A 26,037-nucleotide genomic window follows, 5' to 3' on the forward strand; every position below is an offset into this window, starting at 1 on the left:
GAAGGCTGACCAACCTGCCGGCCCTGGTGCGCACGGCCGAACAGTCAGGTTGACGGCAGCGCCGGCCCGCAACCGCCGTCACTGTGTCGGAGTGTTACCGGTGCCCAGGGCAGACCAGCCTGGCGGCAACGGGGAGGGGCAGTGGCAGCAACGATGGGAGCCCGCGCCAATGAGCCACCGGCGGCACGGACCGCCGGTGGAGTGGTCGCGGCGACAATCACCTTCGACGACTTCTACCACGCGCATTTCGGCAGCGTGACCGCCCAACTGTGTGCGTACACCGGGGATCTGGGACACGCGCAGGACCTGGCCCAGGAGGCGTTCTACCGAGCGCTGGCCCGCTGGGACCGCCTGGTCCGCTACGACGACCCGGTGGCCTGGGTCCGGCAGGTCGCCTGGAACCTGGCCCGGAGCCGCTGGCGACGCTTGCGTACCGCCCGCAACCACCTGCTACGGCAGCGACGCGCCGAGGCGGAGGTGGCCGGTCCGACCCCCGACCGGGTGGCGATCGACGCGGCGCTGGCGCAGCTACCCGCCAACCATCGCCGAGCGGTCATCCTGCACTACCTGGCCGACCTGCCCGTCAGCCAGATCGCCGCCCAGGAAGGGGTGGCCGAGGGCACCGTGAAGTCCTGGTTGCACCGTGGCCGGACGACCCTGGCCGGACTGCTCGACGAGAACACCGAGGGGGTGTGCGATGTCTGACCTCGACCCGCGACTGCGCGAGCGGTTCACCGCGTACCGCAATGACGTGGTCACTAAGGTCAGTGGCCCCGGCCCCGACCAGGCCCGGCAGCTCCTCCGCCGACGCCGACGGATGACGGTGGCGGCCGTGGCCGCTGCGGCGGTCGTCCTGGTGGTGGCCCCCGTCGTCGCCAACGCCGCACTGCGCCATGACCAGAACAGGCCCGTGCCGGCGGAGTCCGTCCAACCCACCGCCCCGCCGACCTCCGCACCGCCGACGCCACCGCCGACCGGATCGCCGACGCCGAGCACCGATGCCCCGGCCGGCCCCGACGGGCGAATCAGTCGGGCCCAACTGCTCGCCGCCCGGATCGACCTGCCGAGCTGGCCGCCGGGCATGTCGGCGGGCGGCTGCGCCACCTCGAACGTACGTCTGCAGACCGACACGACGAAGATCTACGTGTCGATGCTGACCGACGACGCGTTCGAGCATGGTGACGTCGACGGTGACGGGGCCGTCGAAACCATCGCCATCGTCGCCTGCCGGTACGGGGAGGCGTCTGCGAAGCAGGTGGTGGCCTTCGACCGGGCCCGGGACGGCCGGATCGTGACGGTGGGCCGAGTGGTCCGGACCGGCGACGGGTTCGACGACATTCTCGGGGTGGAGACCACCCCGGCCGGGTCGGTCAAGGTGCAGGTGGCCGACATCGTGCCGTGCTGCCGCATCCCTGAGTACCTGCGGCGGGAGCAGGTGCGGACGTACCGATGGAACGGGCAGCGGTTCAGCCAGACGGACGGCCCCACGACGTTCGGCAAGGACCCCCGGCTCACCGATCTACGGATGACCATGACCCACCAGCTCGTCGACGTTCCGGGAGCGGACACCCGACGCGAACTCACAACGGTCTTCACCGTGACCAACGCCGGGCCGGTCGAGGCGGCCCAGGTCGCGTTCCACTCCATCGAGGGCGGCGAGCGGGCCGGCGGAGACTGGTCCCGGTGCGACCCGGACCCGGCGCCGCAGGCCGATCAACCGTCGTGCCTGCTGCCCGGCGTGCCGGTCGGTGAATCGCGCCGCTACACGTTCGTCCAGTTGGTGCCCGGCCAGCCGGGGCCCGACGCGATCACCCGGAGGTTCCTCGTCGCCCACTGCGACGCACAGGACCGTTGGTGGCCCGACCTGAAACGGACCGACAACGAGGTGCGATCCCCACTGCCACTCTGAACGACAGCACGGTGCCTCGTCCCCTGCCGGGGCGGGGCACCGTCGCACGTCCTGCCCGTCACCGGTCACGCCCGCCGGTGATCACAACCCCTCCTCCGGCGACCAGCCCGCCGCCGCGATGTCCACCCCCTCGCCGCGCAGCGGCACTCCCTCGGCCCGCAGTCGGGCCCGCGCCTCCCGCTCGTGCCCCGGCGGCAGTCGACCACTCGCGGTAACCACCCGATGCCAGGGCACCGAGCCCCCGTGCCGGGCCATGATGTTGCCGACCAGCCGGGCCGAGGCACGTCCCGAGCGCTCGGACAGCGCGTCGGCCACCCCGCCGTACGACATGACCCGGCCCTCCGGGATCCGCTCGACCAGGTCGAGCACCGCCTCGACGTACTCGTCAGGAGTCACAATCCGCCACCATATGGGAACGCCGCCGGGCGGTGCGGCCGTGACCACGCAGAATGGTCGGGTGCGCGACGCAGTCACGACGGCCCGGCGGGTCGTCGTCAAGATCGGATCCTCCTCGTTGACCACCGCCACCGGCGGGTTGGCCGACGAGCGCGTCGACACGCTGGTCGACACCCTCGGTCGGCTCACCGCCGAAGGGCGAGAGGTGGTGCTGGTCTCCTCCGGCGCCATCGCCGCCGGGCTCGCCCCACTCGGGCTGTCCCGACGCCCGCGCGACCTGGCCACCCAGCAGGCCGCCGCCAGTGTCGGGCAGGGGCTACTGATCGGCCGGTACGCGGCCAGCTTCGCCCGACACGGCCGCACCGTCGGGCAGGTGCTGCTCACCGTCGACGACGTGACGCGGCGAGCGCACTACCGCAACGCGTACCGGACGCTGCGCAAGCTGCTCGACCTGCGGGCGGTGCCGATCGTCAACGAGAACGACACGGTGGCCACCCAGGAGATCCGGTTCGGCGACAACGATCGGCTGGCCGCCCTGGTGGCCGCGCTGGTGCACGCCGACCTGCTGGTGCTCCTCTCCGACGTGGACGCGCTCTGGACCGGCGACCCCACCAATCCGCGCTCGACCCGGATCGCCGAGGTGCGCGACGACGCGGACCTCGCCGGCATCACCATCGGCGGGGCCGGCCGGTCCGGCGTTGGCACCGGCGGCATGGTGACCAAGGTCGAGGCGGCCCGGATCGCCACCGGCTTCGGCATCCCGGTGGTGCTCACCGCCGCCGACCTGGCCACGCCGGCGCTGGCCGGCGAACCGGTCGGCACGCTCTTCCACCCGCAGCGGCAACGCCCGACGGCCCGGCTGTTCTGGCTGGCCCACGCCACCTCGCCCCGAGGGCGGCTGCACCTCGACCCGGGCGCGGTCGCCGCCGTCGTCGGGCGGCGCAAGTCGCTGCTCCCGGCCGGCATCACCGCCGTGGACGGCACGTTCACTGCCGGCGACCCGGTGGACCTGGTGGACACCGCCGGCGCATCGGTCGCCCGAGGGCTGGTCAACTACGACGCGGTGGAGCTGCCCGGGCTGCTCGGCCGCTCCACGTCCGAACTCGCCGCGGCGCTCGGCCCGGCGTACGAACGAGAGGTCGTCCACCGAGACGACCTCGTCCTGCTGTGAGGAGTGCTGGCATGAGCGTCGTTGAGCAGGCGCGACGGGCGCGGGACGCCGCCGCGGAGTTGGCCGTGGCCACGCGTACGGTCAAGGACGCCGCGCTGGTGGCGATGGCCGACGCGCTGGTGGCGCGTACCCCGGAAATCCTGACCGCGAACGAGACGGACCTGGCGGCCGGCCGTGAGGCCGGGCTGAGCGCGGCCGTGCTGGACCGGCTCGCGCTCGACGCGGGTCGGGTTGCCGGCATCGCCGACGCGCTGCGTGAGATGGCCGCGTTGCCCGACCCGGTCGGTGAGGTGGTCCGCGGGTCCACCCTGCCCAACGGCCTGGAGCTGCGCCAGATCCGGGTGCCGTTCGGTGTGGTCGGCATCATCTACGAGGCGCGGCCCAACGTGACAGTGGACGCCGCCGGGATCTGCCTCAAGTCCGGCAACGCGGCGCTGCTGCGCGGGTCGTCGTCGGCCGCGCACTCGAACGCCGCGCTGGTCGCGGTGCTGCGCGACGCGGTCGCCGGGGCCGGTCTGCCCGCCGACGCGGTGCAGTTGCTCGACGCCAGCTCCCGTGACTCGGTCAAGGAGCTGATGCGCGCCCGAGGGCTCGTCGACGTGCTCATTCCGCGCGGTGGCGCGTCGCTGATCCGCACCGTGGTCGAGGAGTCGACAGTGCCGGTGATCGAAACCGGGGTGGGCAACTGCCACGTCTACGTCGACGCCGCCGCCGACCTGGCGAAGGCCGTCGCGGTGACGCTGAACGCCAAGACGCAACGCCTCTCCACCTGCAACACCGCCGAGTCGCTGCTGGTGCACGCGGGCATCGCCGACGCGTTCCTGCCGCCGGTGCTGGCCGCGTTCGCCGAGGCGGGGGTGACCGTGCACGGCTCACCCGAGGTGGCCGCCCACTCCGCCGCCGTGGTGCCGGCGACCGAGGAGGACTACGCCACCGAGTACCTGTCCGCCGACATCTCGGTGGCGGTGGTCGACTCACTGGACGCGGCGGTCGCGCACATCCGCCGCTTCGGCACCGGGCACACCGAGGCGATCGTCACCGACTCGGCGAGTGCGGCCCGCGACTTCGTCGCGCGGGTGGACGCGGCGGCGGTGATGGTGAACGCTTCGACCCGGTTCACCGACGGGGGCGAGTTCGGCTTCGGCGCGGAGATCGGCATCTCCACCCAGAAGCTGCACGCCCGCGGCCCGATGGGCCTCCCCGAGCTGACCAGCACCAAGTACGTCGTCACCGGCGACGGCCACCTGCGCTAAGCCCCGCGCCTGACCCCCCGCGGCGATCTTGCACTTACTGCGTCGACATAAGGTGCATTCGGCGCACATCGGCGACAGCTACTGCAAGGTCGCCGCAGACGGGGGCGCGCGGGGGTCAGCTGGGCTTGGGGCGGGCCGCGCGGATCGCTGACAGGGTGGCGTGTACGTCGAACTGGTGGCCGTCGTCGCTCTCCCAGCCGCCGTCGCTGCGCTGGGTCTCGGTCAGCCGGCGCAGCGCCCGCACCATGATCCAGTCCTGTGGGTCGACGCCGGCGCGGCGCAACGTGGCCGCCAGCCACGCCACGTCCCCGGAGGACATCTTCGGCATCCGCTCGGCGAGCACCACCTGGATCCGGGCGGACTCCTGGAACATCTCCTGCCGGTGCAGCACGGCCGCGCTCAGCCAGCCGGCGGCGAGGTACGACGGCCAGCTACCGTCCGGGCGCAGCCGCGCGGCGAGCGAGTGGGCCGCCGCCTGCACCACCCCGGCGTACGCCCCGCCGACCCGATGGTCGAGCGGGCCCGAGGCCCGGGCGTCCAGACCGGCGACGGTGAGCCAGAAGCCGGCGTTGGCCGACACGAGGAACCCGGCCTCCGGGTCGCCGGGCCGGGCCCACTCCGGTGCCGAGTCGGCCAGCGACGCGTCCTCTTCCCAACCGCCGTCGGCCTGCTGCCGGGACGCCAGCCAGTCCAGTGCGCGGCGGGCGGCGGGACGGCCGAGCGCGCCCAGGTCGTCCAGCTCGGCGAGCCGGAAGCAGGTGGCGTCGATAGAGGCGATCTCGCCGCCCCAGGTGGCCGGCCAACCGCCGTCTGGTGACTGGCCGACCTCGGCCGTCTCCAGCAATTCGGCGGGCACGGCGGTGCCGTTGCGGAGCCAGGAAAGGCGGGCGCGTTCCACCGCATCCCCATGCGCCACGACGAACCCGATCGCGGCTTCCAAGTCGACCACGGCGGAGACGCTACCTGCGCAGACGCGATGCCGCCTCGGAGAATCGGCCAGCCCGGAATGGCTGCGTCGCTCCGGCCGCACGGCCGCTCGGCGTCATCTGCGTCGATTTGCCGGGACGGCCGCGTGGCCGCCCCGGCCCGATCGTCAGTAAGCGGGGAGCGACGGGTCGATCTGCTTGATCCAGGAGAGCACGCCGCCCTGCACGTGCACGGCGTCCTTGAAACCGGCCGCCTTGAGCGCGGCGAGCGCCTCCGCCGAGCGGACGCCGGACTTGCAGTGCAGCACGATCTGCCGGTCCTGCGGCAGCTTCGCGAGGGCCTCACCGGAGATGATGTCGCCCTTGGGGATCAGGGTGGCACCCGGGATCTGGACGATCTCGTACTCGGCCGGCTCCCGTACGTCGACGAGGAAGATGTCCTTGCCGGCGTCCTGCCACTCCTTGAGCTCCAGGGCGGTGATGGTCGAGTCGAGCGTCGCCTCCTGGGCCTCCTCGGAGACCGCGCCGCAGAAGTCCTCGTAGTCTTCCAGCAGGTCGGTGACCGTCGGGTTGTCGCCGCAGAGCGCGCAGTTCGGGTCCTTGCGGACCTTGATCTTGCGGTATTCCATCTCCAGGGCGTCGTAGACCATCAGGCGGCCGACCAGCGGCTCACCGATGCCGGTGAGCAGCTTGATCGCCTCGTTCACCTGGATCGAACCGATCGACGCGCAGAGCACCCCGAGCACGCCACCCTCGGCGCAGGAGGGGACCATGCCGGGCGGCGGCGGCTCCGGGTAGAGGCAGCGGTAGCAGGGGCCGTGCTCGGCCCAGAACACCGACGCCTGGCCGTCGAAGCGGTAGATCGAGCCCCAGACGTACGGCTTACCCAGCAGCACCGCCGCGTCGTTGACCATGTAGCGGGTGGCGAAGTTGTCGGTGCCGTCGACGATCAGGTCGTACTGGGCGAAGATCTCGCGGACGTTCTCGCGGTCCAGCGCGGTGTTGTGGATCTCCACGTTGACCAGGGGGTTGATCTCGCGGATCGACGCGGCGGCGGACTCGGCCTTGGACCGGCCGATGTCGGAGACGCCGTGGATGATCTGACGCTGGAGGTTGGACTCGTCGACGGTGTCGAAGTCGATGATGCCGAGCGTGCCGACCCCGGCCGCGGCGAGGTACATCAGAGCGGGCGACCCGAGGCCACCGGCGCCGACACAGAGCACCCGGGCGTTCTTCAGCCGCTTCTGGCCGGTCACCCCGACGTCCGGAATGATCAAGTGACGTGAGTAGCGGCGGATCTCGTCTACGGTCAGCTCGGCGGCGGGCTCGACGAGCGGGGGCAACGACACGGTGGACTCCCCGGGATCGGCGGTGTGAACCGCGCCATTGTTGCTCGCGGGAGCCCCCCTCGGCCATGAGGGACGACACGTGGTCCGGTATGCGGGAGCGGGAATAACCGACTACCCGGTCGATCAGGGGACGATGTCCCCCGCGTAGCGACGGCCGTCGAGGTAGGGCCAGGCGTTGGCGACGCAGCCGTGCAGGCCGTACGTCTGCTGCTGCATCACCGGAGCGGGCTCCCCCGGGCCGGGGCACGCCTCGTGCTCCTCGCCGAACTCGTGGCCCACCTCGTGGTTGATGACGTAGGTCCGGTAGGTGTCCAGCGAAGCGCCGTAGTCGGGGACCGCCTCCATCCAGCGGGCCAGGTTGATGATGACCTGACCGGGCAGCCGACAGGAGGTGTAGCGCTCGGTGGTCAACCCGCCCTCGGCGCACATCCGCTCGGATGTGACCGGGGTGGCCAGGTAGATGGTGAAGTCGGCGGCGCCGGCGTCGGCCACCCGTTGCACCCGCAGCTCATCGGACGCGATCCAACTGCGCGGGTCGGCCAGCACCTCGTCCACGGTGGCGGCGAACGCGTCGGCGTCCTGGCCCGCGCCGCGTTCGACGACGACCCGGTACCGGTGCAGCGGCCCGTCCGTGCCGTGCACGGGTGTCTCGCCGTCGGCTGCCGTGAAGCGTCCCGCTCCGACCGACGGATAGCCGGTGGGCGCCGGGTGCGCGGCCACCCCACCGCCATGGCCCATTCCGCCCTGGGTGGTGGCCGGAGGCTCGGTTGACGGCTCGCCGCCCCGGGTGACCGTCACGCCGATGGCGGCGGCGAGCACGAGCAGGCCGAGCAGCATGCTGCGGCGACGACGCCGGTGCATCCGAACGAACGCGGGACGTACGCCCCGTAACGCCGACCGAGGGTCGGGCGGCCGGGGCGGGCCGTGAGGGGACGACGGCGTCATGACAGCAAGCCTGCCAGATTATTCGGGCATTTCTCCGTTTTCATAGCTATTGCCGCAAGACGCCTGATGGAGGGTTCATGGTCGTCGTGTCGGGTCGATCACCTCACAGGGCGGGACCGGTGTATCGACGCCCGTTCAGGTACGGCCACGGGTTGACCCGGCAGCCGTTGAGGAAGAGCGTCTGCTGCATCATCACCGGCGCCGGCCGGCCCGCACCGGGGCAGCGCTCGTGCCGATGCCCGAGCTGGTGACCCACCTCGTGGTTGATCACATACGTCCGGTAGACCGTCAACGGCACGCCGGCCGAGACGAAGTGCGGCACGGACAACCGCCACCGATCCAGGTTGATGATCACTTGGCCGGGCGCCCGACAGGACGTGTACGGGCGACCGCCGATCCGGATGTCCACCCCGCCCCTCGCGCACATCCGACCCGCGGTGCGGGCGGTGGCCAGGTAGACGGTGAAGTCCCGAGGCGCAGCCCCCGGCACCTGCTGTAGCCGCAACCTGCCGCTGTCGACCCAACTGCCCGGCCCGGCTAGCGCCGTCTCAACCGCCTGGGCGAACTCGGCGGCGTCCTCGTCACTGCCCGACTCCACCGCGACCCGGTAACGCCGCAGCTCACCCGCCCGACCCAGCACCGGACCCGAGCGGGCGTCGTAACCGAACCCGCCCGTGCCGGCGCTCGGGACCGCGCCGGGCACCCGCAACACCGGGGGCGGGCTGGACGGAACCGCGTCCGAGGGCGAGGGGTCGGGCGGCAGCGGCCCGGCCACCAGCGGCGGCGGCGCGCCGATCTCCTCGGCGGCCAACCGGTCGGCGCCGGGATGCCCACCCGGCCCCTCGGCGATCACGGTCACCGCCGCACCGACGGCCACCACCACCGCCACCAGTTGGGCGAACAGCGCGAAACGTCGCCGACGGCGAGCAGGATGGCGGGCTGAGCTGGGCATCCAGGTCAGCCTGCCAGATCAGACCGCTCCGCGGCGTCCTCCGTTTCGGCGAGCAGGCCGACCACCGCCCGGGCAACCAGCCGGGGAACCTCCAACTGCGCCACATGGCCGACGCCCTCGAGCATCATCAATCGGCTGTCCGGGATGACCCGGGCGGTCTGCGGCGCGACCCGCACGTCGACCAGACGGTCCTGAAGACCGCCCACCACCAGGGTCGGTGCGCGTACCGCCTCGGCGAGGCGCCACAGCGACCTCGGCCCCGGCAGGTACGCCCGCAGGAAGCTGGAGACCAGCCCACGGAACGTCCGGACGTACGCGGCTGCGTAGTGCTCGGCCTCGTACCGCACCCGGATCTCCTCCAGCGCCTCGGCCCGACGCTGATCGCAGATCCGGCTGAGGTCGGCGACGCACGCCTCCAGCACCTGCTGGGCCATCACCTCGGGCGCGAGCTGGGTGAGGTGCCGGGCGACCAGCCGCTCACCTCGGGGAATGGCGAGCACCGGCAGCATCCGCCCCTGCAACGAACGCCGGAAATCCAGGAACGGCAGCGCCGGAGAGACCAGGGTGAGGGTGCGGACCAGATCCGGCCGGAGCCCGGCGACCTGGACCGCGACCGCGCCACCCAGCGAGTTGCCGAACAGGTGCACCGGCCCTCGACCGGAATGCTCGATCCAGCGGACGACCAGATCCGCGAAGGCCGGAATCGTGTAGCTCGGGCCCGGCTCGCTACGGCCGAAGCCGGGCAGGTCGATGGCCTGACCGTCCAGCCGGTCGGCGAGCAGCCCGGCCAGGTCGGTCCAGTTCTGCGACGACCCGCCCAACCCGTGCACGTACAGCGCCGGCTCCGCGCCAGCGGCGGTGGCCGGGGTGTCCCGCACGTACGTGACCCGTCCGTCGAGGCGGACTTCCCGGCCCGGCCAGGGCGGCGGAACGCGGTCGTCGGGGAGCAGGTGGTCCGGCCAGAGGGTGGCGCGTCTCATTGCTCCAGTCTGCCTCGAACCACTCAGGACAGCAGCGCCTCCAGCCGACGGTTGACCGCCGCCAGCGTCGCCCGGACCACCGCCTGACGCGGATCACCCGCGACCAGAGCCGACCCGGCGAGCTGCTCGACCCAGCCCTCACAGACCAGTAGCGCAACCACTGTGGCCACCTCGCAATTGCCGAACGGCACCACCGCCGCGTGTTCGACGAAACAGCGCCCCTGCTCGGCGTTCTCGGCGCCCCGCAGCAACTCGTCCACGGCGGCGGCCGCCGCCACCGCGCAGAGCCGCAACACGTAGCCGTCCACCGCCGGCCCGGTGGCGTACCCGGAGGCGCTGTCGCCGCCGGCCAGCAGCCGGACCTCCACGTTCGCGTCCAAGCCGAAGGTGCTGACCTGCACGTGGTCGATCACCACCCGGGGCCCCGGCGTACCGCCGGTCTCCAGCGGCCGGGACGGCGCCGACTCCGTCGTGGTCACCTGACCACCGGAGTACGACGTACCCAGCGTCGCCGGGCTACCGGTCGCGCCGCCGGCCGGCGCGGCCGAGACCGACCCGGGTTCCTCCACCGTGGCGCGCCCCCGGTGCGGGGCGTTCGACCGGCGGCGGCGCGTCGGGTCCGTGCTGGTCCGCTGCTCCGGGCCGGCCGGCGGGGCCTCGGCCCGACCACCGGGCGGACGGACGACCGTCGGCGGTTCGGCCGCCCGAACCTCGCCGGGATCGCGCAAAGCCGCGTTTCGAGTCTCCGGGGTACGCCGCTCGGCGGGCTCGGCTGCGCGACGGCGCACCGGCGGAGGTGGCGTGCTGGGCAGGCCGGGCACGTTCTGCGGGGCCGCGGCCAACCCCATCCTCTCCTGGAGCAACCGGGCCACCTGCCGGCTCACCTCGGCCGGGTCGGCGCCGTCGGCCAGGTCCAGTCGCAGACTGTGCGCCCCCGCCGGCGTACGGCGCAGGGCCGCGTCGCGGACACCGGCCACCTCCCGGACGGCGTCCAGGATGGCGTTGACATCGAACCCCTCGGGGCGCTCCCGCAGTGGAGCTGGCTCGTCGTCCCGACGCAAGTGGGTGGCGATGCGGGCGAGTTCCGGGGTTTCGGCGGGTGGCTCCACGGCTGGCGGCTCCGGCACGACGGGCACGTCCGGTTCCGCAGGGACGCGCTGCGGCAGCACCACCGCGCTCGGGGCCGACTGTCGGCCATCGTCGGCCGGCGACGTCGGGTCGGGAGCGGATCGGCGCGCCGCGTAGGCGGAGGCGGACACCGGTGCGGGCTGATCGCGGCGGCCGGAACCCTTCGTGGCGGCGGGCGGGACCGCTGCGGTGGAGGACGGGGTGGCGTCAGTCGAAGGCGAGTCGTTGACCGGCGCGGCCGGTTGGGGCGACTCGACGGGTGACGGGCCGGGCTCGGGTGTCGCCGGACGGAGCCGGAACGGCGCGGTCGGCCGGACGTCGGGCCGGGACCGGCCGGGCGTCTCGCCTCCGTCGCCCCCACCGGCGCTGGCCGACCGGCTGGCCGGCCACGACGGGCGCTCGACCGGGGTGGCCGGGAGCCGACCCTCGGACCAGTCCGGCCGCTCGGCCCGGGAACTGCTCGCCGTCGGCGAACCGCCGGTCCAGGACGAACGCTCCGCGACCAGCGACGGGCCTGCCGGTGCCGGTGGCGCGTCGGTCAGCGTGGGAGGTGGCCCGGCCGGTGCCGGAGGTGGCCCGGCGGGTGCCGAAGGTATCGCCTCGGCCGGTGCGGGCGGGTCGACCGGTGCCGGACCGGAGGCCCAGGAGGGTCGCGTCGGCGGGGAGCTGGCCGGTGCCGGATCGGCACCGCCGGCCCAGGACGGCCGCATCGACGCCGCGCTGGTCGCGGGCGGTTCGGACCCGCCAGCCCAGGACGGTCGTACCGGCGGCACGCTGGTCGCCGCCTCGGACCCGCCGGCCCAGGACGGCCGCGCCGGAGGCACGCTGGTCGGCGTCGGATCGGACCCCCCAGCCCAGGACGGCCGCGCAGGCGACGCGCTGCTGGGGTCGGGGTCGCCCCCGCCGGCCCAGGACGGACGGTCGGCCCGGGGTCCGCCGGTCGCCCCGGACGCAGCCCAGGACGGACGGTCGGCGGGCGGGCCACTGGTCGGCGACGCACCACCAGCCCAGGACGGACGGTCGGCGGGCGGACCACTGGTCGGCGACGCACCACCAGCCCACGACGGACGGTCGGCGGGCGGACCACTGGTCGGCGACGCACCACCAGCCCACGACGGACGATCGGCGGGCGGTGCGCTGGTCGGTTCGGCGGGGAGCTCCGGCGTGGACTCGGATTCGCCCCGGCCGGGTTCGTACGCCCGGGGCGGATCGGCGCGCACCGGCTCGTACGGGCGGGGCACCTCGGCGCGCACCGGCTCGTACGGCTGGTGGGGCTCGGCGACCCAGCCCGGGGCCGACTCGTCCCGTGCTGCCGGGCCAGCCGGCTCGTCGTCCTGGCGGGACCACGGCGGGGCCCACCCGCCACCCCAGCTCGGACGGTTCCAGCTCGGCCCCGACCAGTCGGGCTCGATGGCCGACGACTCCCCGGCCCGGTGTGTCTCGCCGGGCCGGTGCGCGTCCCCGCTGCGATGCGTGTCCGCCGCGCGGTGTGTCTCCGCCGGCCGGGAACCCTCGGCAGCGCGACCGGGCTCGCCCTCGTCGGCGGGCCCGGCCGGGCCCGGGGTGCGTCCTGAGGTCGCCGCGTGCTCGGGTGCGAGCGGGTCCCGCCAGTCGCGCGGCGCGGTCGGATTCTCGTCGGCGGCCAGCCGCTCGCCGGTCGGCGCGTGGAAGCCGGGCGGCACCTCGAAACCCGACGCCGCGGTGCCGACGGGCGGCACCTGGACGGCCGGCGGGGCCGAGGTGGGCAAGCCGGGCTCGGCCCAGCGGGCACGGTGCGCGGCAGCCGGATCGACGGTGGAGTGTGGGGCGGGGCCCGGGTCGGGCTCGACGGCACCCTGCTCCGCTGGCGGTGCGGGACGTTGGGCGGGCACCACGAGCCGGTCGCTGGCCGCCCCGGGGCGGCCCTCGGCGGGCAGCCCGGGCGGTGCGCTCACCGGGGTGGGGCGTCCCGCGGGCGGTTCGAGGCCGGGGTGGTGGACGCCGTTGACGTCGTCCGGGTGGTGCGCGCCGTTGACGTGGTGGCCGTTGGTGCGGGCCGGAGACTCCGGGTCGCCCGACCGCCCGACCAGCGGCGATGGCAGGTCGCCGTGCCGTGTCGAGGACGTCCGCCAGCCCGACGCGGGGTCGGGCTGCCAGCGCGGCGCCTCGTCCCGGGCGTCCTCGCGGTCGGCGGCTCGGGGCCACCCACCCGCCGGAGGCGCCCACCCACTGACGGAACGGCTCGGGTCGTCGTGCTGACCCGCTCCGTCACCGTGCTCTCCCGGGGTGGCGGCTCCGGGTTGCCCTGTTTCACTCACCGCGCGCTCCTTGGTCGCCCCCGCTGAGGCTACCGTGTGCCGAGAGTGGCGATAAGTTACAGCGGCGGGCCATTTCCACGACCGAGGTCACGGGCCTCGCCCGGTCTGGGGGGAAAATGCCGGCTCGTACGGAGAACTCGGAGGATCCCATGACCGCTGCGGGGAACGGTGCACAGACCGCCGGCCGGCCCACCCGCCTGCCCCGCTCCGCGCGTCGTAAGCAGCTTCTCGCTGCGGCGCAGGAGGTGTTCGTCGCGCAGGGCTACCACGCCGCCGCGATGGACGACATCGCCGAGCGGGCCGGGGTCTCGAAGCCGGTGCTCTACCAACACTTTCCCGGAAAGATGGATCTCTACCTGGCGCTGCTCGACACGCACTGTGACGCCATCGTCGCTCAGGTGCAGGATGCGATGCGCGGCACCAGCGACAACAAGGAGCGGGTCAGCGCGTCGGTACGGGCGTACTTCGACTTCGTCGACCACGAGAGCGAGGCCTTCCGGCTCGTCTTCGAGTCGGATCTGCGCAACGACCCGGCGGTGCGGCAGCGGGTGGAGCGGGTCGAGCAGGGCTGCATCGCGGCGATCACCGACACCATCATCTCCGACACCGGGGTGAGCCGGGCGCACGCCGAGCTGCTCGCCTCCGGGCTGGTGGGCGCGGCGGAGACGGCCGCGCAGTTCTGGCTGGCCGGCGGCCGGCAGGTGCCGAAGGCCGAGGCCGAGGCGTTGGTGGCCGCGCTGTCGTGGCGGGGCATCGCGAGCTTCCCGCTGCAAGGTGAGTCAGCCTGACCGCCGACCCCGTGATCGGATAGCCTTCGCAGGGCGGTTCTTTCGCCCCAGTTGAGGAGGCACAGTGGAGGTCAAGATCGGCGTGCAGTACGCGCCGCGCGAGCTGGTAGTGGACAGCGCGCAGTCGCCGGCCGAGATCGAGCAGATCGTGACCGACGCCTTCGCCGGTAACGGCGGCACGCTCTCCCTGACCGACGAGAAGGGCCGGCGGGTCATCGTTCCCGTCGAGAAGGTCGCCTACGTCGAGATCGCTGAGGCGTCGTCCCGGGCGGTCGGGTTCACCGTCCGCTGACCGGTCCGGCCATCGCGGCAGGTCGGCACTCGGCCCGCCTGCCGCAGGCCGGCACCGGCCGACCCGGCCGGGTGGTCAGTTGTTCAGCCCGACGGTGGCCATCCGCGCGGTGTGCGCGGTGGTGAGCCTGCCGAACAGCCCCGGCACGTCGACCCGGCCGTCGCGTGCGATCAGCGCGGTGAGGGTGGCCCGCTCGGCGGCGACGCGGCCGGCCTGGGACAACGCCTCGCCGACCAGCCGGCGGGCCCACATCGAGAGTCGGCCAGCCATCCGGGGGTCGTCGGCGACGGCCACCCGGATCTCCGCCGCGGCGAAGTCCGCGTACCGGGAGTCGTGCAGGACGTCCAGCACCAGCGCCCGGTCCGGTTCCTCCAGCGCATCGGCGATCTCGCGAACGAAGTCGTCGGTGATCGCGTCGCCCACGTACGCCTTGGTGACCACTTCCGCCCAGTCCCGTGGCTCGGTCGAGTCGTGGTACGCCTGCAACGGCTCGACATAGGGCGCCATCGCATCCTCCGGCGGTACGCCCAGCGCGGTCAGTCGGTCGGCGAGGCGCCGGTAGTTGGCGATCTCGGCCGCGGCCATCTCGTTCAGCGCGGCCCGGCGGCGCAGGTCAGGAGCGAGCCGGGCATCGCCCGCCATCCGCTCGAAGGCGAGCAGCTCGCCGAAGGCGACGAGACCCAACAGGTCAGCGACGGCGAAAGCAGACACGAGCGGCAGGCTACCGCGCGCCGACCCCCGCGCGCGTCCCGCGCACATCGCACCCCAGCCCAACTTCACGATCAAGGTCGACGAGATGGGCGGGCGCCTAGCCCGTGTGGCGTGGGTCACATTTACTTGCCCCGCGTGGCGGGTGGCCGACTGGGAATCGGGACGGGGGCATGCCTGTTCAGGTAACATGGAGCAGTTGCCGTGGGCGCCGATCTGATCGAAGCTCAGCCCGCGGCGCGCGTGCGGCCCGGTCCGGCTCGGCAATCTGCCGCCGACCGTGTGGCCCGCGTCATACCGAACGCGCCCTGAGGACATGACGGGCGCACCCACGAGAGGGCACCCCCACATCCACATGAGCGACCTGACTCAAGATTTGCTGGACGGCCAGGAACTGGCCCCCACCGCCCCGGTTCGACCGGAGGCCCCCACGTTCGCCGCACTCGGCGCCCGTGCCGAGACCGTCGAGGCCCTGGCCTCGGCCGGCATCACCCGCGCATTCGCCATCCAGGAGTACGCGATCCCGATCGCGCTGCGCGGCGTCGACCTGATCGGTCAGGCGCCCACCGGCACCGGCAAGACCCTCGGCTTCGGCGTACCGCTGCTCGACCGGGTCTTCGCCCCGGGCGAGGGCAGCGACGGCGTCCCCCAGGCACTGGTCGTCGTCCCCACCCGTGAGCTGGGCATCCAGGTCGCCAAGGACCTGGCCGCCGCCGGCCGGACGCGTGGCGTCCGGGTGCTGCCGATCTACGGTGGCGTGGCGTACGAGCCGCAGATCGACGCGCTGCGCAAGGGCGTCGAGATCCTGGTCGGCACGCCCGGCCGACTGATGGACCTGCAGAAGCAGAAGCACCTCCGTCTGGACCGGGTGCACGCACTCGTCCTCGACGAGGCCGACCGGATGCTCGACCTGGGCTTCCTCGACGACGTCGAGAAGATCCTGGCGATGCTTCCGGAAGACCGGCAGACGATGCTCTTCTCGGCCACCATGCCGGACCCGATCGTCACCCTGTCGCGGCGCTTCCTGCGCCAGCCGATGACGATCCACGCCGGCCACACCGCCGAGACCGGCCCGTCGCCGCAGACCCAGCAGCTGGTCTACCGCACCCACTCGATGAACAAGGTCGAGGTGGTGGCGCGCATCCTCCAGGCGGAGGGGCGTGGGCTGACCATGATCTTCACGCGTACCAAGCGGGCCGCCGACCGGGTCGCCGAGGATCTCGACTTCCGCGGGTTCGCGGTCGCCGCGGTGCATGGTGACCTCGGCCAGGGTGCCCGCGAGCGGGCGCTGCGGGCCTTCCGGGCCGGCAAGATCGACATCCTGGTCGCCACCGACGTGGCGGCCCGTGGGCTGGACGTCACCGGCGTCACCCACGTCATCAACTACGACTGCCCGGAAGACCAGGACACCTACACCCACCGGATTGGTCGTACCGGCCGGGCCGGCGCGACGGGTGTCGCGGTGACCTTCGTCGACTGGGACGACATGCCGCGCTGGCGGATCATCGACAAGACCCTCGGTCTGGAGATGCCCGAGCCGCCGGAGACGTACCACACGTCGCCGCACCTCTACACGGACCTGCACATCCCCACCGAGGTCAGCGGCACGCTGCCCACGGCCGAGCGCACCCGGGCCGGGCTGTCCGCCGAGATCGAAGAGGATCTGGGTGGGACGACCCGCTCCCGTCGGGGCGACAGCGGTGGTCGGGGCCCCCGACGCGGCGAGAGCCGTGGCGAGGGTCGCGGCGAGAGCCGTGGTGAGGGTCGCGGCGAGCGCCGTGGCCGGGGCGATGGCCGCCGCGACCGCTCCGAGGCCGGCACGCCGGCCGTCGCCGAGGCACCTGCGGCCGACGCCGCAGACGCCGCCGACGAAGGCGCCCGTACCCCCCGCCGCCGGCGTCGCCGCCGCGCCGGCGAGGTGGTCGCGGGCGAGGCGACCGCGGTGATCTCCGCCGACGCCGGCCCCGCCGAGCCGGCCGCCGCATCCGCCGACGGCGAGGCGTCCAAGCCGCGCCGCCGACGCCGCCGCCGTGGTGGCGGTTCCGGTGCGGGTACGCCGGCCGAGGCGACCGCAGACTGACCACCAGCCACACCTGACATCCCCCGCACCGCCTCGCGCGGTGCGGGGGATGTTCCCTTCTCCCACCCCACCTGCCGAAGATGGAACGATGCCGCAACCACTGGACGCCGCCCTGACCGAGGTTCGGGCGCTGCTGCTCGACCCCGCGCTGACCCGGGCGGTCGCCGCCGGACGTCGACGCGGCCGCCGCCCCACCGTTGAGCGGGCCGAACTGCGGCCGGTGCGGCTCAAGGCCGGGCCACGGATGCAGATCACCACGTCCGACGGCGCTCGCCCGTACACCCGCAACCTCGCCTCCGGCCCCGAGGCCGCTGCGGCGATCGACGAACTGCTCGCCGAGCCGTTCGGCAACTGGCACGTCGAGACGGCCGACGCGACCCTCCAACTGCGGGTGACCAAGTCCGGCGAGGCGCAGGTGCACCGGGCCGCGACCTCCCGTCCGGCGGCGGCGCCCACCGGGAACGACCGGACGAAGGAATACCTGCTCGACCCCGGTGACCCGATCTTCGCGGAGATCGGCGGCTCGGCGGCCAAGCGCCGCCAGGTGGACGCGTTCCTGCGGGCCCTGGCCGCTACCCTGCCCGACGACCTGACCGGTCCGCTACGGGTGGTCGATCTGGGCTGCGGCAACGCCTACCTGACGTTCGCCGCGTACCGCTATCTGACGAGTCGGGGGCTCGACGTCCAACTGGTCGGCGTGGACGTCCGGGAGGACCAGCGACGGCGCAACACCGAGTTGGCGCAGCGGCTGGGCTGGGCCGACCAGGTCAGCTTCGTGGCCGGGACGATCGCCGACGCCGTCGTCGACCCCGCCCCCGACCTGGTGCTGGCGCTGCACGCCTGCGACACCGCCACCGACGAGGCGCTGGCCCGCGCGGTGCGCTGGGAGGCCCGCTGGGTGCTGGCCGCGCCATGCTGCCACCACGATCTGGCGAAGCAGCTCCGCGCCCACCCCGCCCCGGCCCCGTACGAGCTGCTGACCCGGCAGGGCATTCTGCGCGAGCGCTTCGCCGACGTGCTCACCGACGCGCTGCGCGCCGGGCTGCTGCGGGTGCACGGGTACCGGACCGAGGTGGTGGAGTTCGTGGACTCGCAGCACACCCCGCGTAACCTGCTGATCCGCGCCCGTCGTACCGGTGCCGGGGCGACCGAGCCGCAGCGCGCGGAGTACCGCGAGCTGGTGGACCAGTGGCAGGTCACTCCCCGGCTGGAGGCCCTGTTGGCCGCCGGAGAGGCGTCCGCCGCCTAGGGCGTGTGTCGAAGTCCTCGGTCGAGCCGAGGCGGAGTCCAGGCGGCGGTCCGGCAAGGGGCTTCGACACACGCCCTAACTCCTGGGCGGGCTAGCGTCGGCGGTCCCGGCCACCGGTGCGCTCGCTGGGGCCACGGTCGAGGACCGACACCCGGTCGGCGGCGGGCCGCTGGGCGGCCCGCTCACCGTCGCCCGGGGCGGTCGGGAATGGCACGACCTTGCCCTCGGTCTCGGCGTTGCCGGCTGCCGCGAAGGCGTTCCAGGAGATGTCGACCAGCAGCTTCTTCACCTCGGCGTGCCGGATGGCGGCGTTGTGTTGCAACGCCATCCGGGCACCGAGCACTACCGCGACGAGCGTGGTGGTGATGGTGCCGGTGGCGGCCAGCACCTGGAGACCGGTCGCGGAGTCGGTGCGGAGCACCAGGACCAGCAACCAGATCCAGAACGCGGCGGCGAAGACGCCGGCCTTGGCGACGAAGAAGAGGCTCACCGCACCGGGCTGGTACGGCTGGGGGCGGCTCGATTCGGCCATGGTGCTCCTCGGCGGTGGTCCGGTCGGCGGCGGCAGGCGACAGACGCGATGTCGGGACGGGCACCGAGCTTAATGGAAGAACGATGAAGATCGCTCGATGCAATTTTCGTTCTGCACACACGCTTCCAGAGAAAAGTCTCGTCCACGGGACAGTTTGTGCGGTCAGTCAATTGTTTCCGGCTCCTGGCGTACTACCCTCGGAAGGCGCATCGTCCCGGTGCTCCGGCAGGAGGGGAAGACACACAGGGATGGGATCAGCCGACGTATCACCGCAGATGGCCTTCGCCCGCTTCGTCCGGCGCGCCATCGATGACGCTCGCGACGAACGTGGCTGGACCGTGACTGATCTTGCCTCACACACGGGCGTGGGTCGTTCCACCGTGTTCCGCTGGCTGGCCGGTGACTGGCAGGATTATCCCGAGTTGGCCAAGGTGCGCGGCTTCTGCGCCGCGCTGGATCTGCCGGTCGCCGCCGCGTTCCGCGCGCTCGGGCTGCCCGACGCCGGCCCCGCAACCCGCCGACGCCACGACGAAGGCCCGGTCGAGGCCGACGTCCGGGCCATCCTGGACCGGCTGGCCGACCCCACGGTCCCCGCCGAGGAGAAGCACCACATCCGCGACCTGCTCCGCTACCTGGCCCGCCGCCCCATCCGCCGAGCCGGCTAGGGCGTGTCCTGCCGATCGAGTAGCGGTTGATCGTTGACGAAAGGCGCCGGGAACGTCATTCGCCTGATGCGCCGGTCGCGCCGTACCGTGCGGCGATGGTCTTGACGGCCTCGTCGACCACCTGCGCGATGCGTACGGCGCTCACCTCCCAGTCCGGCACGAGTAGCTTCGGCCAGAAGACGTAGTTGGAGATCATGCCCAGGAACTGGGTGGCTGCGACGTCCACGTCCTCAATCCGCACCGTTCCCGCCTTGTGCTCGGCCAGAAGGTAGCCGCGTACGGACTCAAAGTAGGGCATCTTCCCGTGCGAGAACTGCGCGTGGGCCAGTTCGGGGAACCGTGGCAGCTCGGCGATGACGATCCGGAACAGGTCGGTCATCTGGGGTCGGCTCAACAGCTCGGCGTAACGGTGACCGATGGCACCGAGCCCGGCAACGACGTTGCCTGCTGGCGGAGGCTCCACCTCGTCAGTGGTTGACCAGGACCCGGTGACGATGGCGTCAAAGAGGGCAGCCTTGCTCGGGAACTGCTTGAACAAGGTGGCCCGCGAAACGCCCGAGCGCTCCGCTATCCGCGCCAGCGACGTCCGGTCGTAGCCCAACTCGAGGAACAGTGCGGTCGCGGCCGTCACGATCAGCGCGCGCTTCTCCTGGGCGACGCGCTGGTGGTACGTCGTCACGACCCTGTTCATGGACCGAGCATACGAGGTGAGTGGCTTGACTCGCCACTGCCGCCGACGTAGCGTCGGGGCAATGGTGAGTCGCCCGGCTCACCACCGGCCGGCGTTCATCGGCGATGATCCCGGTCAGACCCCCCGTGCCGAAGGAACATCTGATGAACCGCTTCGACAACCAGACAGTGCTCGTGACCGGTGGGACCGGCGGCCAGGGCTCGAGCCACGTACGCGCCTTTCACGCAGAGGGAGCGAACGTGGTGATCGGCGACATCGACGCCGAGCGCGGCGCAGCTCTCGCCGACGAGATCGGGCCCCGTGCTCGCTTCACCCGCCTCGACGTCAGCGACGAGAGCTCGTGGTCCGCCGCTGTGCTAGCCGCCGAAAGCGCCTTCGGCGCCCTGAACGTGCTCGTCAACAATGCGGGTGTCCAGAACCCGCCGGCGCCGATCGAGAACACGGACCAGGCCACCTGGTCGCGCATCCTCGACATCAACCTCACGGGGACCTTCCTCGGCATCAAGGTCGCCACCCCGGCCCTGCGCCGCGCGGCAGGGGGAGCCATCGTCAACATCGCCTCGACCATGGGCCTGGGCGGCACGGCTCACTACGCTCCCTACGTCGCCAGCAAGTGGGCGGTGCGAGGACTCACCCAAACGGCAGCGCTCGAACTTGGCCGCGACCACATCCGTGTGAACACCATCCACCCCGGCGTGATCGCGACGTCCTTCATCCAGGAACCAGCGGCTGGCGCCACCGCAGCAATCGCCGACTTCTACTCACCCGAGCCGTTCGCCATCCCCCGCCTCGGCGAGCCGACCGACGTCACCCGTCTTCTCCTCTTCCTCACGTCATCGGAAGCGTCGTTCATCACCGGTTCGGAGTACGTCATCGACGGTGGGCTCCTCCTCGGCCCCGCTCTCCAGAACGAGACCGCATGAGCACTCCAGACACGACCGGATCGAACGACTCCGACGCGTCTTTGTCCGATCTGCCCGATCCGATCCGGCGAGCCATCGAGATCACACCCGCCGCGGGCACCAGGGAACGGATCATCGACATCACGACGCTGGGGCGTCGCACCGGCCGGCCACGCCGCATCGAGATCTTCTTCTACCGAGCCGCAGGCGCAACCTACCTGTGTAGCGGCGCCGGCGGCGCCGCGACCGACTGGCACGCGAACCTTCTCGCCAATCCCAACTTCACCTTCCATCTCAAGAACGGGATCGCCGCAAGTCTGCCCGCACGGGCCACGCCGGTCACCGACCCAGCCGAGCGTCAGGCCGTGCTGGCGGAAATCGTCGCGGATCTCAATCAGCCCCACGACCCCGGGACCATCCGGCCGACACGGCTCGAAGATTGGGCCGAAAGCCGGCTGATGCGCATCAACTTCCGCCAGCGGCCGTAATCGCGGGATCCACTTCATGATCAACGGGAGAGGGTGGGGCCGCGGCCTAGGGGACGGTCAGGGTGAACTCGGCGGTTCGAACTTCGGCGTTCACCTGGAAGTCGAGGTAGAGGCGGTAGCGGCCCGGGCCGGGGGTGGTCAACCAGAACTTGATCTGACCGTCCACCAGCTCGGTCTCCGGGTGCACGTGCAGATAGCCGAGGTCGCCCTCGCGCAACGCCACCAGGTGCCCGTACGCCCCGAGGTACCGCTCCAGCGAGGCTGCACCGCCAGCACCGTCGACCCGGAAGGTCAGCGGCACTGTCGCCCCGGCCTGCGGAGTGCCCTGGTAGCCGACGGTGAAGCCGTCCACGGCCGTCGAGGTGGCCGGCCCCGGCAGTGGACGGGGTCGGTAGTCGCCGGGCGCCACCAGGTCCGTGCCGAGGGTCACAGCGGTCTGCGCGCCGTCGTCGGCGACAACTGTGAAGTCGGCGTACGCGCGCCAGAGGCCGGGCTGCGCGAGGGTCAACGGCACCGACCAGGTGCCGTCCGCCCCCATGGTCGGGTGCAGGTGCTGGTAACCGGTCAGGTCCCGCCGGACGACGATGAGGTGCATCGGCTTGTCGTGCACGATGGCGAACCGGGTCACCGGCCGGCGCTGCGCGTCGCGCACCTGGAAACGGAGCTGACCGGGGCGACCCGCCGCGAACTCGGTGGCCAGGGGGGTCAGGGTGAACCCGGCCGAGCTGACCGCCAGACCGCCCGGCTCGGTGGCCGCGCCCTGATCGGTGGCCGTGGCGCCGCCATGGTTGTGCGGCGCGACGCCCGGTGGGTCGGTGTGCTCTGCGGCCAACGACGGGCTGCCGGTGGCGGCACCGTTGGAGTTCAGCCGCCCGAGGCCGAAGCCGAGCAGCACCGCCAGCACGAGCCCGCCGACCACCAGCGCCAGCCGGAGAGTGCTCCGGTCCGGCCCGGCGGGACCCTGGTCAGCCACGACCGACGCCCCGCGGGCCGGCCTCGCCGCCAGCGGTCCTGCCCGCAACGGTGCGCGCACGGGTGACGGGCTGCTGGTCGGTCATGCCGCCCACGGTACCGCCGCGTCCGGCCGCGCCGGGCCGACGCCCGCAGAGCGTGGCGACGGTCGCACTCGACCCCGCCTGGGAACTTTCCCCACCCGACCGGCGCAGACCGCGCCGCAGCGCCGGGTCACGCCCCGACCGAGCACGGCAGGCGGCGCAGACCCCAGTAGCGCCGAGGACCGGCCTCGCGACCGACGTGGGGGCAGCGGGTCAGCCGGCCACGGCGAGGGCGAGTGGGAGCACGTCGTTCGCGCCGGCCCGGCGCAGGGCCCGGGTCACCAGCGTCATCGTCCAGCCCGAGTCGATCAGGTCGTCGACGAGCAGCACCGGGCCGTCCAGCCCGGCCAGGGCGTCGGCCAGGTCGGTCGGCACGGTGAAGCTGTCGTGCAGCGCGCGTACCCGTTGGGCGCTGTTGCCGCGCGGCCCGGCCGGGCCGTCGGGACCGGCCGCGGTGACCTCGCCGAGCAGCGGCAGCCGGCCCACGGTGGCGATCCGCTCGGCGAGCGAGCCGAGCAGCCGGGGCCGCCGCCGGGAACCGACCGCGACCACCGCCACCGGCCGGCGGGGCCACGGGTCGTCGCCGTGCGCCCACGCCTTCAGCACCTCCACGACCGCGCCGGCGACGTCGTCGGGCAACGGTGCGTCCGGGGCTTCCGGGCCGACGAGAGCACGCAGCCGCCCACCCCAACCCAGGTCGGAGAGACGCCCGACGGCCCGGCCCGGCAGCGCCTGCTCCGCGGGGGCGATCCGGCCCTTGAGGGGTACGCCCACCGCGTCGAGGCCGGTCGGCCAGAGCTTCTTCGGCGCGATCTCCACGCCGGGTCGGCCCAGGAAGGTCTGCGCGGCGGCGAGCGCGGCCGTCGACACGTCCGCGGCGAAGAGTGGGTCGGCGCACCTGTCACATCGGCCGCAGTCAGCCGCCTCGGTGTCGTCCAGGCGTTCCCGTAGATACCGCATCCGGCAGTCGGACGTGGTCGCGTACTCCCGCATGGCCTGTTGCTCGACGGTGCGCGCCTCGGCGACGCGGCGCAACCGGGCCTCGTCGTAGACCCACTGCTCGCCGGTGGCGAGCCAACCACCGCGCACCCGGCGGACCGCGCCGTCCACGTCGAGCACCTTGAGCATCAGCTCCAACCGGGCCCGGCGCAGGTCGACGAGGGGTTCGAGCGCCTGGGTGGAGAGCGGGCGGTCGGTGTGCAGGGCGGCCAGCACGGCGCGGACCTGCTGCTCCGGCGGGAACGCCAGCGAGGCGAAGTAGCGCCAGATCGCGGCGTCCTCGACGCCGGGCAGCAGCAGCACCTCGGCGTGCTCGACGGCGCGACCGGCGCGGCCGACCTGCTGGTAGTACGCGATCGGTGAGGGTGGTGCGCCGAGGTGCACGACGAAGCCCAGGTCGGGTTTGTCGAAGCCCATGCCGAGGGCGCTGGTGGCGACCAACGCCTTGATCTTGTTGTCGAGCAGGTCCTGTTCGGCGGCCCGCCGGTCGGCGTCGTCGGACTGCCCGCTGTACGAGGCGACCGGGTAGCCCCGGGAGCGCAGGAACTCGGCCGTCTCCCCCGCTGCCGCCACGGTCAGCGTGTAGACGATGCCCGAGCCGGGCAGCTGATCCAGGTGGTCGGCGAGCCAGGCCAGCCGGTGCGCCGGGCTGGGCAGGTCGAGCACCCCGAGGCGCAGCGACTCGCGGTCCAGGGTGCCGCGCAGGATGAGGGCGTCACCCAGTTGCTCGGCGACGTCCTGGGTGACCCGGGCGTTGGCGGTGGCGGTGGTCGCCAGCACGGGGGTGCGCTCGGGCAGCTCGGCGAGGAACGTCCGCAGCCGCCGGTAGTCGGGCCGGAAGTCGTGCCCCCAGTCGGAGACGCAGTGCGCTTCGTCGACCACCAGCAGGCCGGTGGTCGCGGCCAACTTCGGCAGGACGCCGTCGCGGAAGTCCGGGTTGTTGAGCCGTTCCGGGCTGATCAGCAGCACGTCCACCGCGCCGGTCTGGATCTCGGCGGTGATCTCGTCCCACTCGTCGAGGTTCGCCGAGTTGATCGTGCGGGCCCGGATGCCGGCGCGAGCGGCGGCCTCGACCTGGTTGCGCATCAACGCCAGCAGCGGCGAGACGATGACGGTCGGCCCGGCCTGGTGGCCCTGCTCGCGGTCCCGGGGCAGGGCGGTGGCCACGAAGTAGACAGCCGACTTGCCCCAACCGGTGCGCTGGACGCAGAGCACCCGCCGCCGGTCGACGACCAGCGCCTCGATGGCGCGCCACTGATCCTCGCGCAGCCTGGCGTGGTCACCGGCCAGCCGGCGCAGCACCGCCTCGGCCCGCTCCCGTACCGCTGCCCGCTCTGCTGTCTCCACCCGGCATTTCTACCAGCGCCGTCCGTCATCCCCCTGTTGATCAAGAGGTTTGCGTCACCATTCGGCCGGATTCTGACGCAAACCCCTTGATCAACGGGGATGGCGGGGGTCAGCGGCCGAGGACTGAGCCGCCGTTTACGCCCAGGATCTGGCCTGTGACGAAGCCGGCGGCCGGGCTGGCCAGATAGCGGACCGCTTCGGCGATGTCGTCCGGCAGCCCGGCGCGTCCGACCAGGGTCGCCGCCACCCGCTTCGCATGCCCCTCGGCGGTCATCCGGTCACCGAAGAACTCGGTCTCGGCGACGTAGCCGGGGCTCACCACGTTGACCGTGATCTGCTCCGGACCAAGCTGCGCGGCCAGGTCGTACGCCCAACCGTGCAGGGCCGCCTTCGCCGCCGAGTACGGCCCACCGCCGCCGCGCTGGGCGGAGATCGAGCTGACCAGGATCACTCGCCCGCCGGGTCGCCGCAGAGCCGGCCGCAGCGCCTCGGTCAGCAGCACGGCGGTCAGCACGTTGGCGTCCAGGTTGGCCCGCCAGTGTGCGGCGGTCCCGGCCAACGTGCCGGTGTCCCCGGCCAGGTAGCCGCCCGCGTTGTTGACCACCACGTCGACCGGCCGGTCACCAACCGCCGTGAGGACCGTGGCGAGCTGCTCCGGATCGGTCAGGTCCGCGGTCACGGCGGTGACCGCGCCCGGCCGCCCGCAGTCCGCGGCGAGCTGCTCGGCGGCGGCCGTCAACACGTCCGCCCGCCGCCCGACGATCAGTACGTCGTAACCGTCGTGGGCGAGCACTCCCGCCACGGCCGCCCCGATCCCGGTCCCGCCCCCGCTAACAACCGCAACCCGCGAGTCCATCTCCCGACCTCCCGTGCGAAGAACCCCGTCGATCATGAAGTTATCGCCAATCAACACGGCGTGTCATGACAGTAACTTC

General features: G+C 72.7%; 24 protein-coding genes. 11 read left to right on the forward strand and 13 right to left on the reverse strand.

All coding sequences use genetic code 11. From position 1 onward, the window contains the following. The first annotated feature begins 141 nt into the window (after positions 1-141). Positions 142-705 carry a SigE family RNA polymerase sigma factor gene (locus ACQRWP_RS24935; RefSeq protein ID WP_430498144.1) on the forward strand — a complete coding sequence of 188 codons (564 nt, stop codon included), beginning with the start codon at positions 142-144 and terminating at the stop codon, positions 703-705. Beyond that, positions 698-1,909 (forward strand): hypothetical protein, encoded by a 1,212-nt coding sequence (locus tag ACQRWP_RS24940; protein ID WP_430498145.1) that lies wholly within the window; start codon positions 698-700, stop codon positions 1,907-1,909. The genes ACQRWP_RS24935 and ACQRWP_RS24940 overlap by 8 nt, the downstream gene beginning before the upstream one ends. Positions 1,910-1,990: 81 nt before the next feature. On the opposite strand, the gene ACQRWP_RS24945 is transcribed toward ACQRWP_RS24940, so the two are convergent. Continuing rightward, positions 1,991-2,305, reverse strand: coding sequence for an MGMT family protein (locus ACQRWP_RS24945; RefSeq protein ID WP_354946494.1), 315 nt, complete (start codon positions 2,303-2,305; stop codon positions 1,991-1,993). A gap of 13 nt (positions 2,306-2,318) precedes the next feature. Between ACQRWP_RS24945 and proB the strand changes: the two genes are divergently transcribed. Then, positions 2,319-3,476 carry a glutamate 5-kinase gene (proB, locus tag ACQRWP_RS24950; RefSeq protein WP_430498147.1) on the forward strand — a complete coding sequence of 386 codons (1,158 nt, stop codon included), beginning with the start codon at positions 2,319-2,321 and terminating at the stop codon, positions 3,474-3,476. Positions 3,477-3,487: 11 nt separating this feature from the next. After that, a complete protein-coding gene (locus ACQRWP_RS24955) occupies positions 3,488-4,729 on the forward strand; it encodes a glutamate-5-semialdehyde dehydrogenase (protein ID WP_430498149.1) in 1,242 nt (413 codons plus the stop codon). A gap of 115 nt (positions 4,730-4,844) precedes the next feature. Here the strand turns inward: ACQRWP_RS24955 and ACQRWP_RS24960 are convergent, their stop codons facing one another. From ACQRWP_RS24960 to ACQRWP_RS24985, 6 genes are all read right to left on the reverse strand, one after another. Beyond that, positions 4,845-5,729: a squalene--hopene cyclase gene (locus ACQRWP_RS24960; protein ID WP_430503282.1), complete on the reverse strand. Its 885-nt coding sequence runs from the start codon at positions 5,727-5,729 to the stop codon at positions 4,845-4,847. Between the two features lie 93 nt (positions 5,730-5,822). Next, positions 5,823-7,004, reverse strand: a complete 1,182-nt coding sequence (gene moeZ / locus ACQRWP_RS24965; RefSeq protein ID WP_196919866.1) for an adenylyltransferase/sulfurtransferase MoeZ — start codon at positions 7,002-7,004, stop codon at positions 5,823-5,825. A gap of 123 nt (positions 7,005-7,127) precedes the next feature. Beyond that, a complete protein-coding gene (locus tag ACQRWP_RS24970) occupies positions 7,128-7,865 on the reverse strand; it encodes a DUF3152 domain-containing protein (RefSeq protein ID WP_430498151.1) in 738 nt (245 codons plus the stop codon). A 187-nt stretch (positions 7,866-8,052) separates the two neighbouring features. Further along, on the reverse strand, positions 8,053-8,901 hold the full coding sequence (locus ACQRWP_RS24975; protein WP_430498153.1) for a DUF3152 domain-containing protein: 849 nt from the start codon (positions 8,899-8,901) through the stop codon (positions 8,053-8,055). Positions 8,902-8,906: 5 nt separating this feature from the next. After that, positions 8,907-9,881, reverse strand: a complete 975-nt coding sequence (locus tag ACQRWP_RS24980) for an alpha/beta fold hydrolase (RefSeq protein ID WP_430498155.1) — start codon at positions 9,879-9,881, stop codon at positions 8,907-8,909. A 23-nt stretch (positions 9,882-9,904) separates the two neighbouring features. Continuing rightward, on the reverse strand, positions 9,905-11,719 hold the full coding sequence (locus ACQRWP_RS24985; RefSeq protein WP_430503283.1) for a hypothetical protein: 1,815 nt from the start codon (positions 11,717-11,719) through the stop codon (positions 9,905-9,907). Between the two features lie 1,736 nt (positions 11,720-13,455). Here ACQRWP_RS24985 and ACQRWP_RS24990 point away from each other — a divergent pair. After that, complete coding sequence (locus ACQRWP_RS24990) at positions 13,456-14,094, forward strand: TetR/AcrR family transcriptional regulator (RefSeq protein WP_030489514.1); 639 nt, start codon at positions 13,456-13,458, stop codon at positions 14,092-14,094. A 64-nt stretch (positions 14,095-14,158) separates the two neighbouring features. Next, complete coding sequence (locus ACQRWP_RS24995) at positions 14,159-14,386, forward strand: DUF3107 domain-containing protein (RefSeq protein ID WP_088950288.1); 228 nt, start codon at positions 14,159-14,161, stop codon at positions 14,384-14,386. Positions 14,387-14,461: 75 nt separating this feature from the next. On the opposite strand, the gene ACQRWP_RS25000 is transcribed toward ACQRWP_RS24995, so the two are convergent. Further along, positions 14,462-15,097 carry a ferritin-like fold-containing protein gene (locus tag ACQRWP_RS25000; protein ID WP_430498158.1) on the reverse strand — a complete coding sequence of 212 codons (636 nt, stop codon included), beginning with the start codon at positions 15,095-15,097 and terminating at the stop codon, positions 14,462-14,464. A gap of 352 nt (positions 15,098-15,449) precedes the next feature. Between ACQRWP_RS25000 and ACQRWP_RS25005 the strand changes: the two genes are divergently transcribed. Together ACQRWP_RS25005 and ACQRWP_RS25010 are read left to right on the forward strand one after the other, a co-directional pair. Next, positions 15,450-17,174: a DEAD/DEAH box helicase gene (locus tag ACQRWP_RS25005; protein ID WP_430498160.1), complete on the forward strand. Its 1,725-nt coding sequence runs from the start codon at positions 15,450-15,452 to the stop codon at positions 17,172-17,174. Positions 17,175-17,262: 88 nt separating this feature from the next. Further along, complete coding sequence (locus ACQRWP_RS25010) at positions 17,263-18,423, forward strand: class I SAM-dependent methyltransferase (protein ID WP_430498162.1); 1,161 nt, start codon at positions 17,263-17,265, stop codon at positions 18,421-18,423. 91 nt (positions 18,424-18,514) lie between these two features. Here ACQRWP_RS25010 and ACQRWP_RS25015 read toward each other — a convergent pair whose 3' ends face one another. Beyond that, positions 18,515-18,955: a hypothetical protein gene (locus ACQRWP_RS25015; RefSeq protein ID WP_430498164.1), complete on the reverse strand. Its 441-nt coding sequence runs from the start codon at positions 18,953-18,955 to the stop codon at positions 18,515-18,517. A gap of 248 nt (positions 18,956-19,203) precedes the next feature. Between ACQRWP_RS25015 and ACQRWP_RS25020 the strand changes: the two genes are divergently transcribed. Next, positions 19,204-19,620, forward strand: coding sequence for a helix-turn-helix domain-containing protein (locus ACQRWP_RS25020; protein ID WP_430498166.1), 417 nt, complete (start codon positions 19,204-19,206; stop codon positions 19,618-19,620). A gap of 55 nt (positions 19,621-19,675) precedes the next feature. On the opposite strand, the gene ACQRWP_RS25025 is transcribed toward ACQRWP_RS25020, so the two are convergent. After that, a complete protein-coding gene (locus tag ACQRWP_RS25025) occupies positions 19,676-20,311 on the reverse strand; it encodes a TetR/AcrR family transcriptional regulator (RefSeq protein ID WP_430498168.1) in 636 nt (211 codons plus the stop codon). Positions 20,312-20,454: 143 nt separating this feature from the next. Here ACQRWP_RS25025 and ACQRWP_RS25030 point away from each other — a divergent pair, with 143 nt between their 5' ends. Next, positions 20,455-21,234: a glucose 1-dehydrogenase gene (locus ACQRWP_RS25030; RefSeq protein WP_430498169.1), complete on the forward strand. Its 780-nt coding sequence runs from the start codon at positions 20,455-20,457 to the stop codon at positions 21,232-21,234. Next, positions 21,231-21,701, forward strand: a complete 471-nt coding sequence (locus ACQRWP_RS25035) for a nitroreductase/quinone reductase family protein (RefSeq protein ID WP_430498171.1) — start codon at positions 21,231-21,233, stop codon at positions 21,699-21,701. Before ACQRWP_RS25030 ends, ACQRWP_RS25035 begins: the two co-directional genes overlap by 4 nt. 46 nt (positions 21,702-21,747) lie before the next feature. Here ACQRWP_RS25035 and ACQRWP_RS25040 read toward each other — a convergent pair whose 3' ends face one another. The 3 genes from ACQRWP_RS25040 to ACQRWP_RS25050 all read right to left on the reverse strand — a co-directional run bounded on the left by ACQRWP_RS25040 (position 21,748) and on the right by ACQRWP_RS25050 (position 25,958). Continuing rightward, positions 21,748-22,674 carry a hypothetical protein gene (locus ACQRWP_RS25040; RefSeq protein ID WP_430498173.1) on the reverse strand — a complete coding sequence of 309 codons (927 nt, stop codon included), beginning with the start codon at positions 22,672-22,674 and terminating at the stop codon, positions 21,748-21,750. A gap of 295 nt (positions 22,675-22,969) precedes the next feature. Then, positions 22,970-25,102, reverse strand: coding sequence for a DEAD/DEAH box helicase (locus tag ACQRWP_RS25045; protein WP_430498175.1), 2,133 nt, complete (start codon positions 25,100-25,102; stop codon positions 22,970-22,972). Between the two features lie 109 nt (positions 25,103-25,211). Next, positions 25,212-25,958 carry an SDR family NAD(P)-dependent oxidoreductase gene (locus ACQRWP_RS25050; RefSeq protein ID WP_430498177.1) on the reverse strand — a complete coding sequence of 249 codons (747 nt, stop codon included), beginning with the start codon at positions 25,956-25,958 and terminating at the stop codon, positions 25,212-25,214. Positions 25,959-26,037: the final 79 nt, after the last annotated feature.

The organism is Micromonospora trifolii, assembly GCF_050516465.1.
Taxonomy (GTDB): Bacteria; Actinomycetota; Actinomycetes; order Mycobacteriales; family Micromonosporaceae; genus Micromonospora; species Micromonospora trifolii.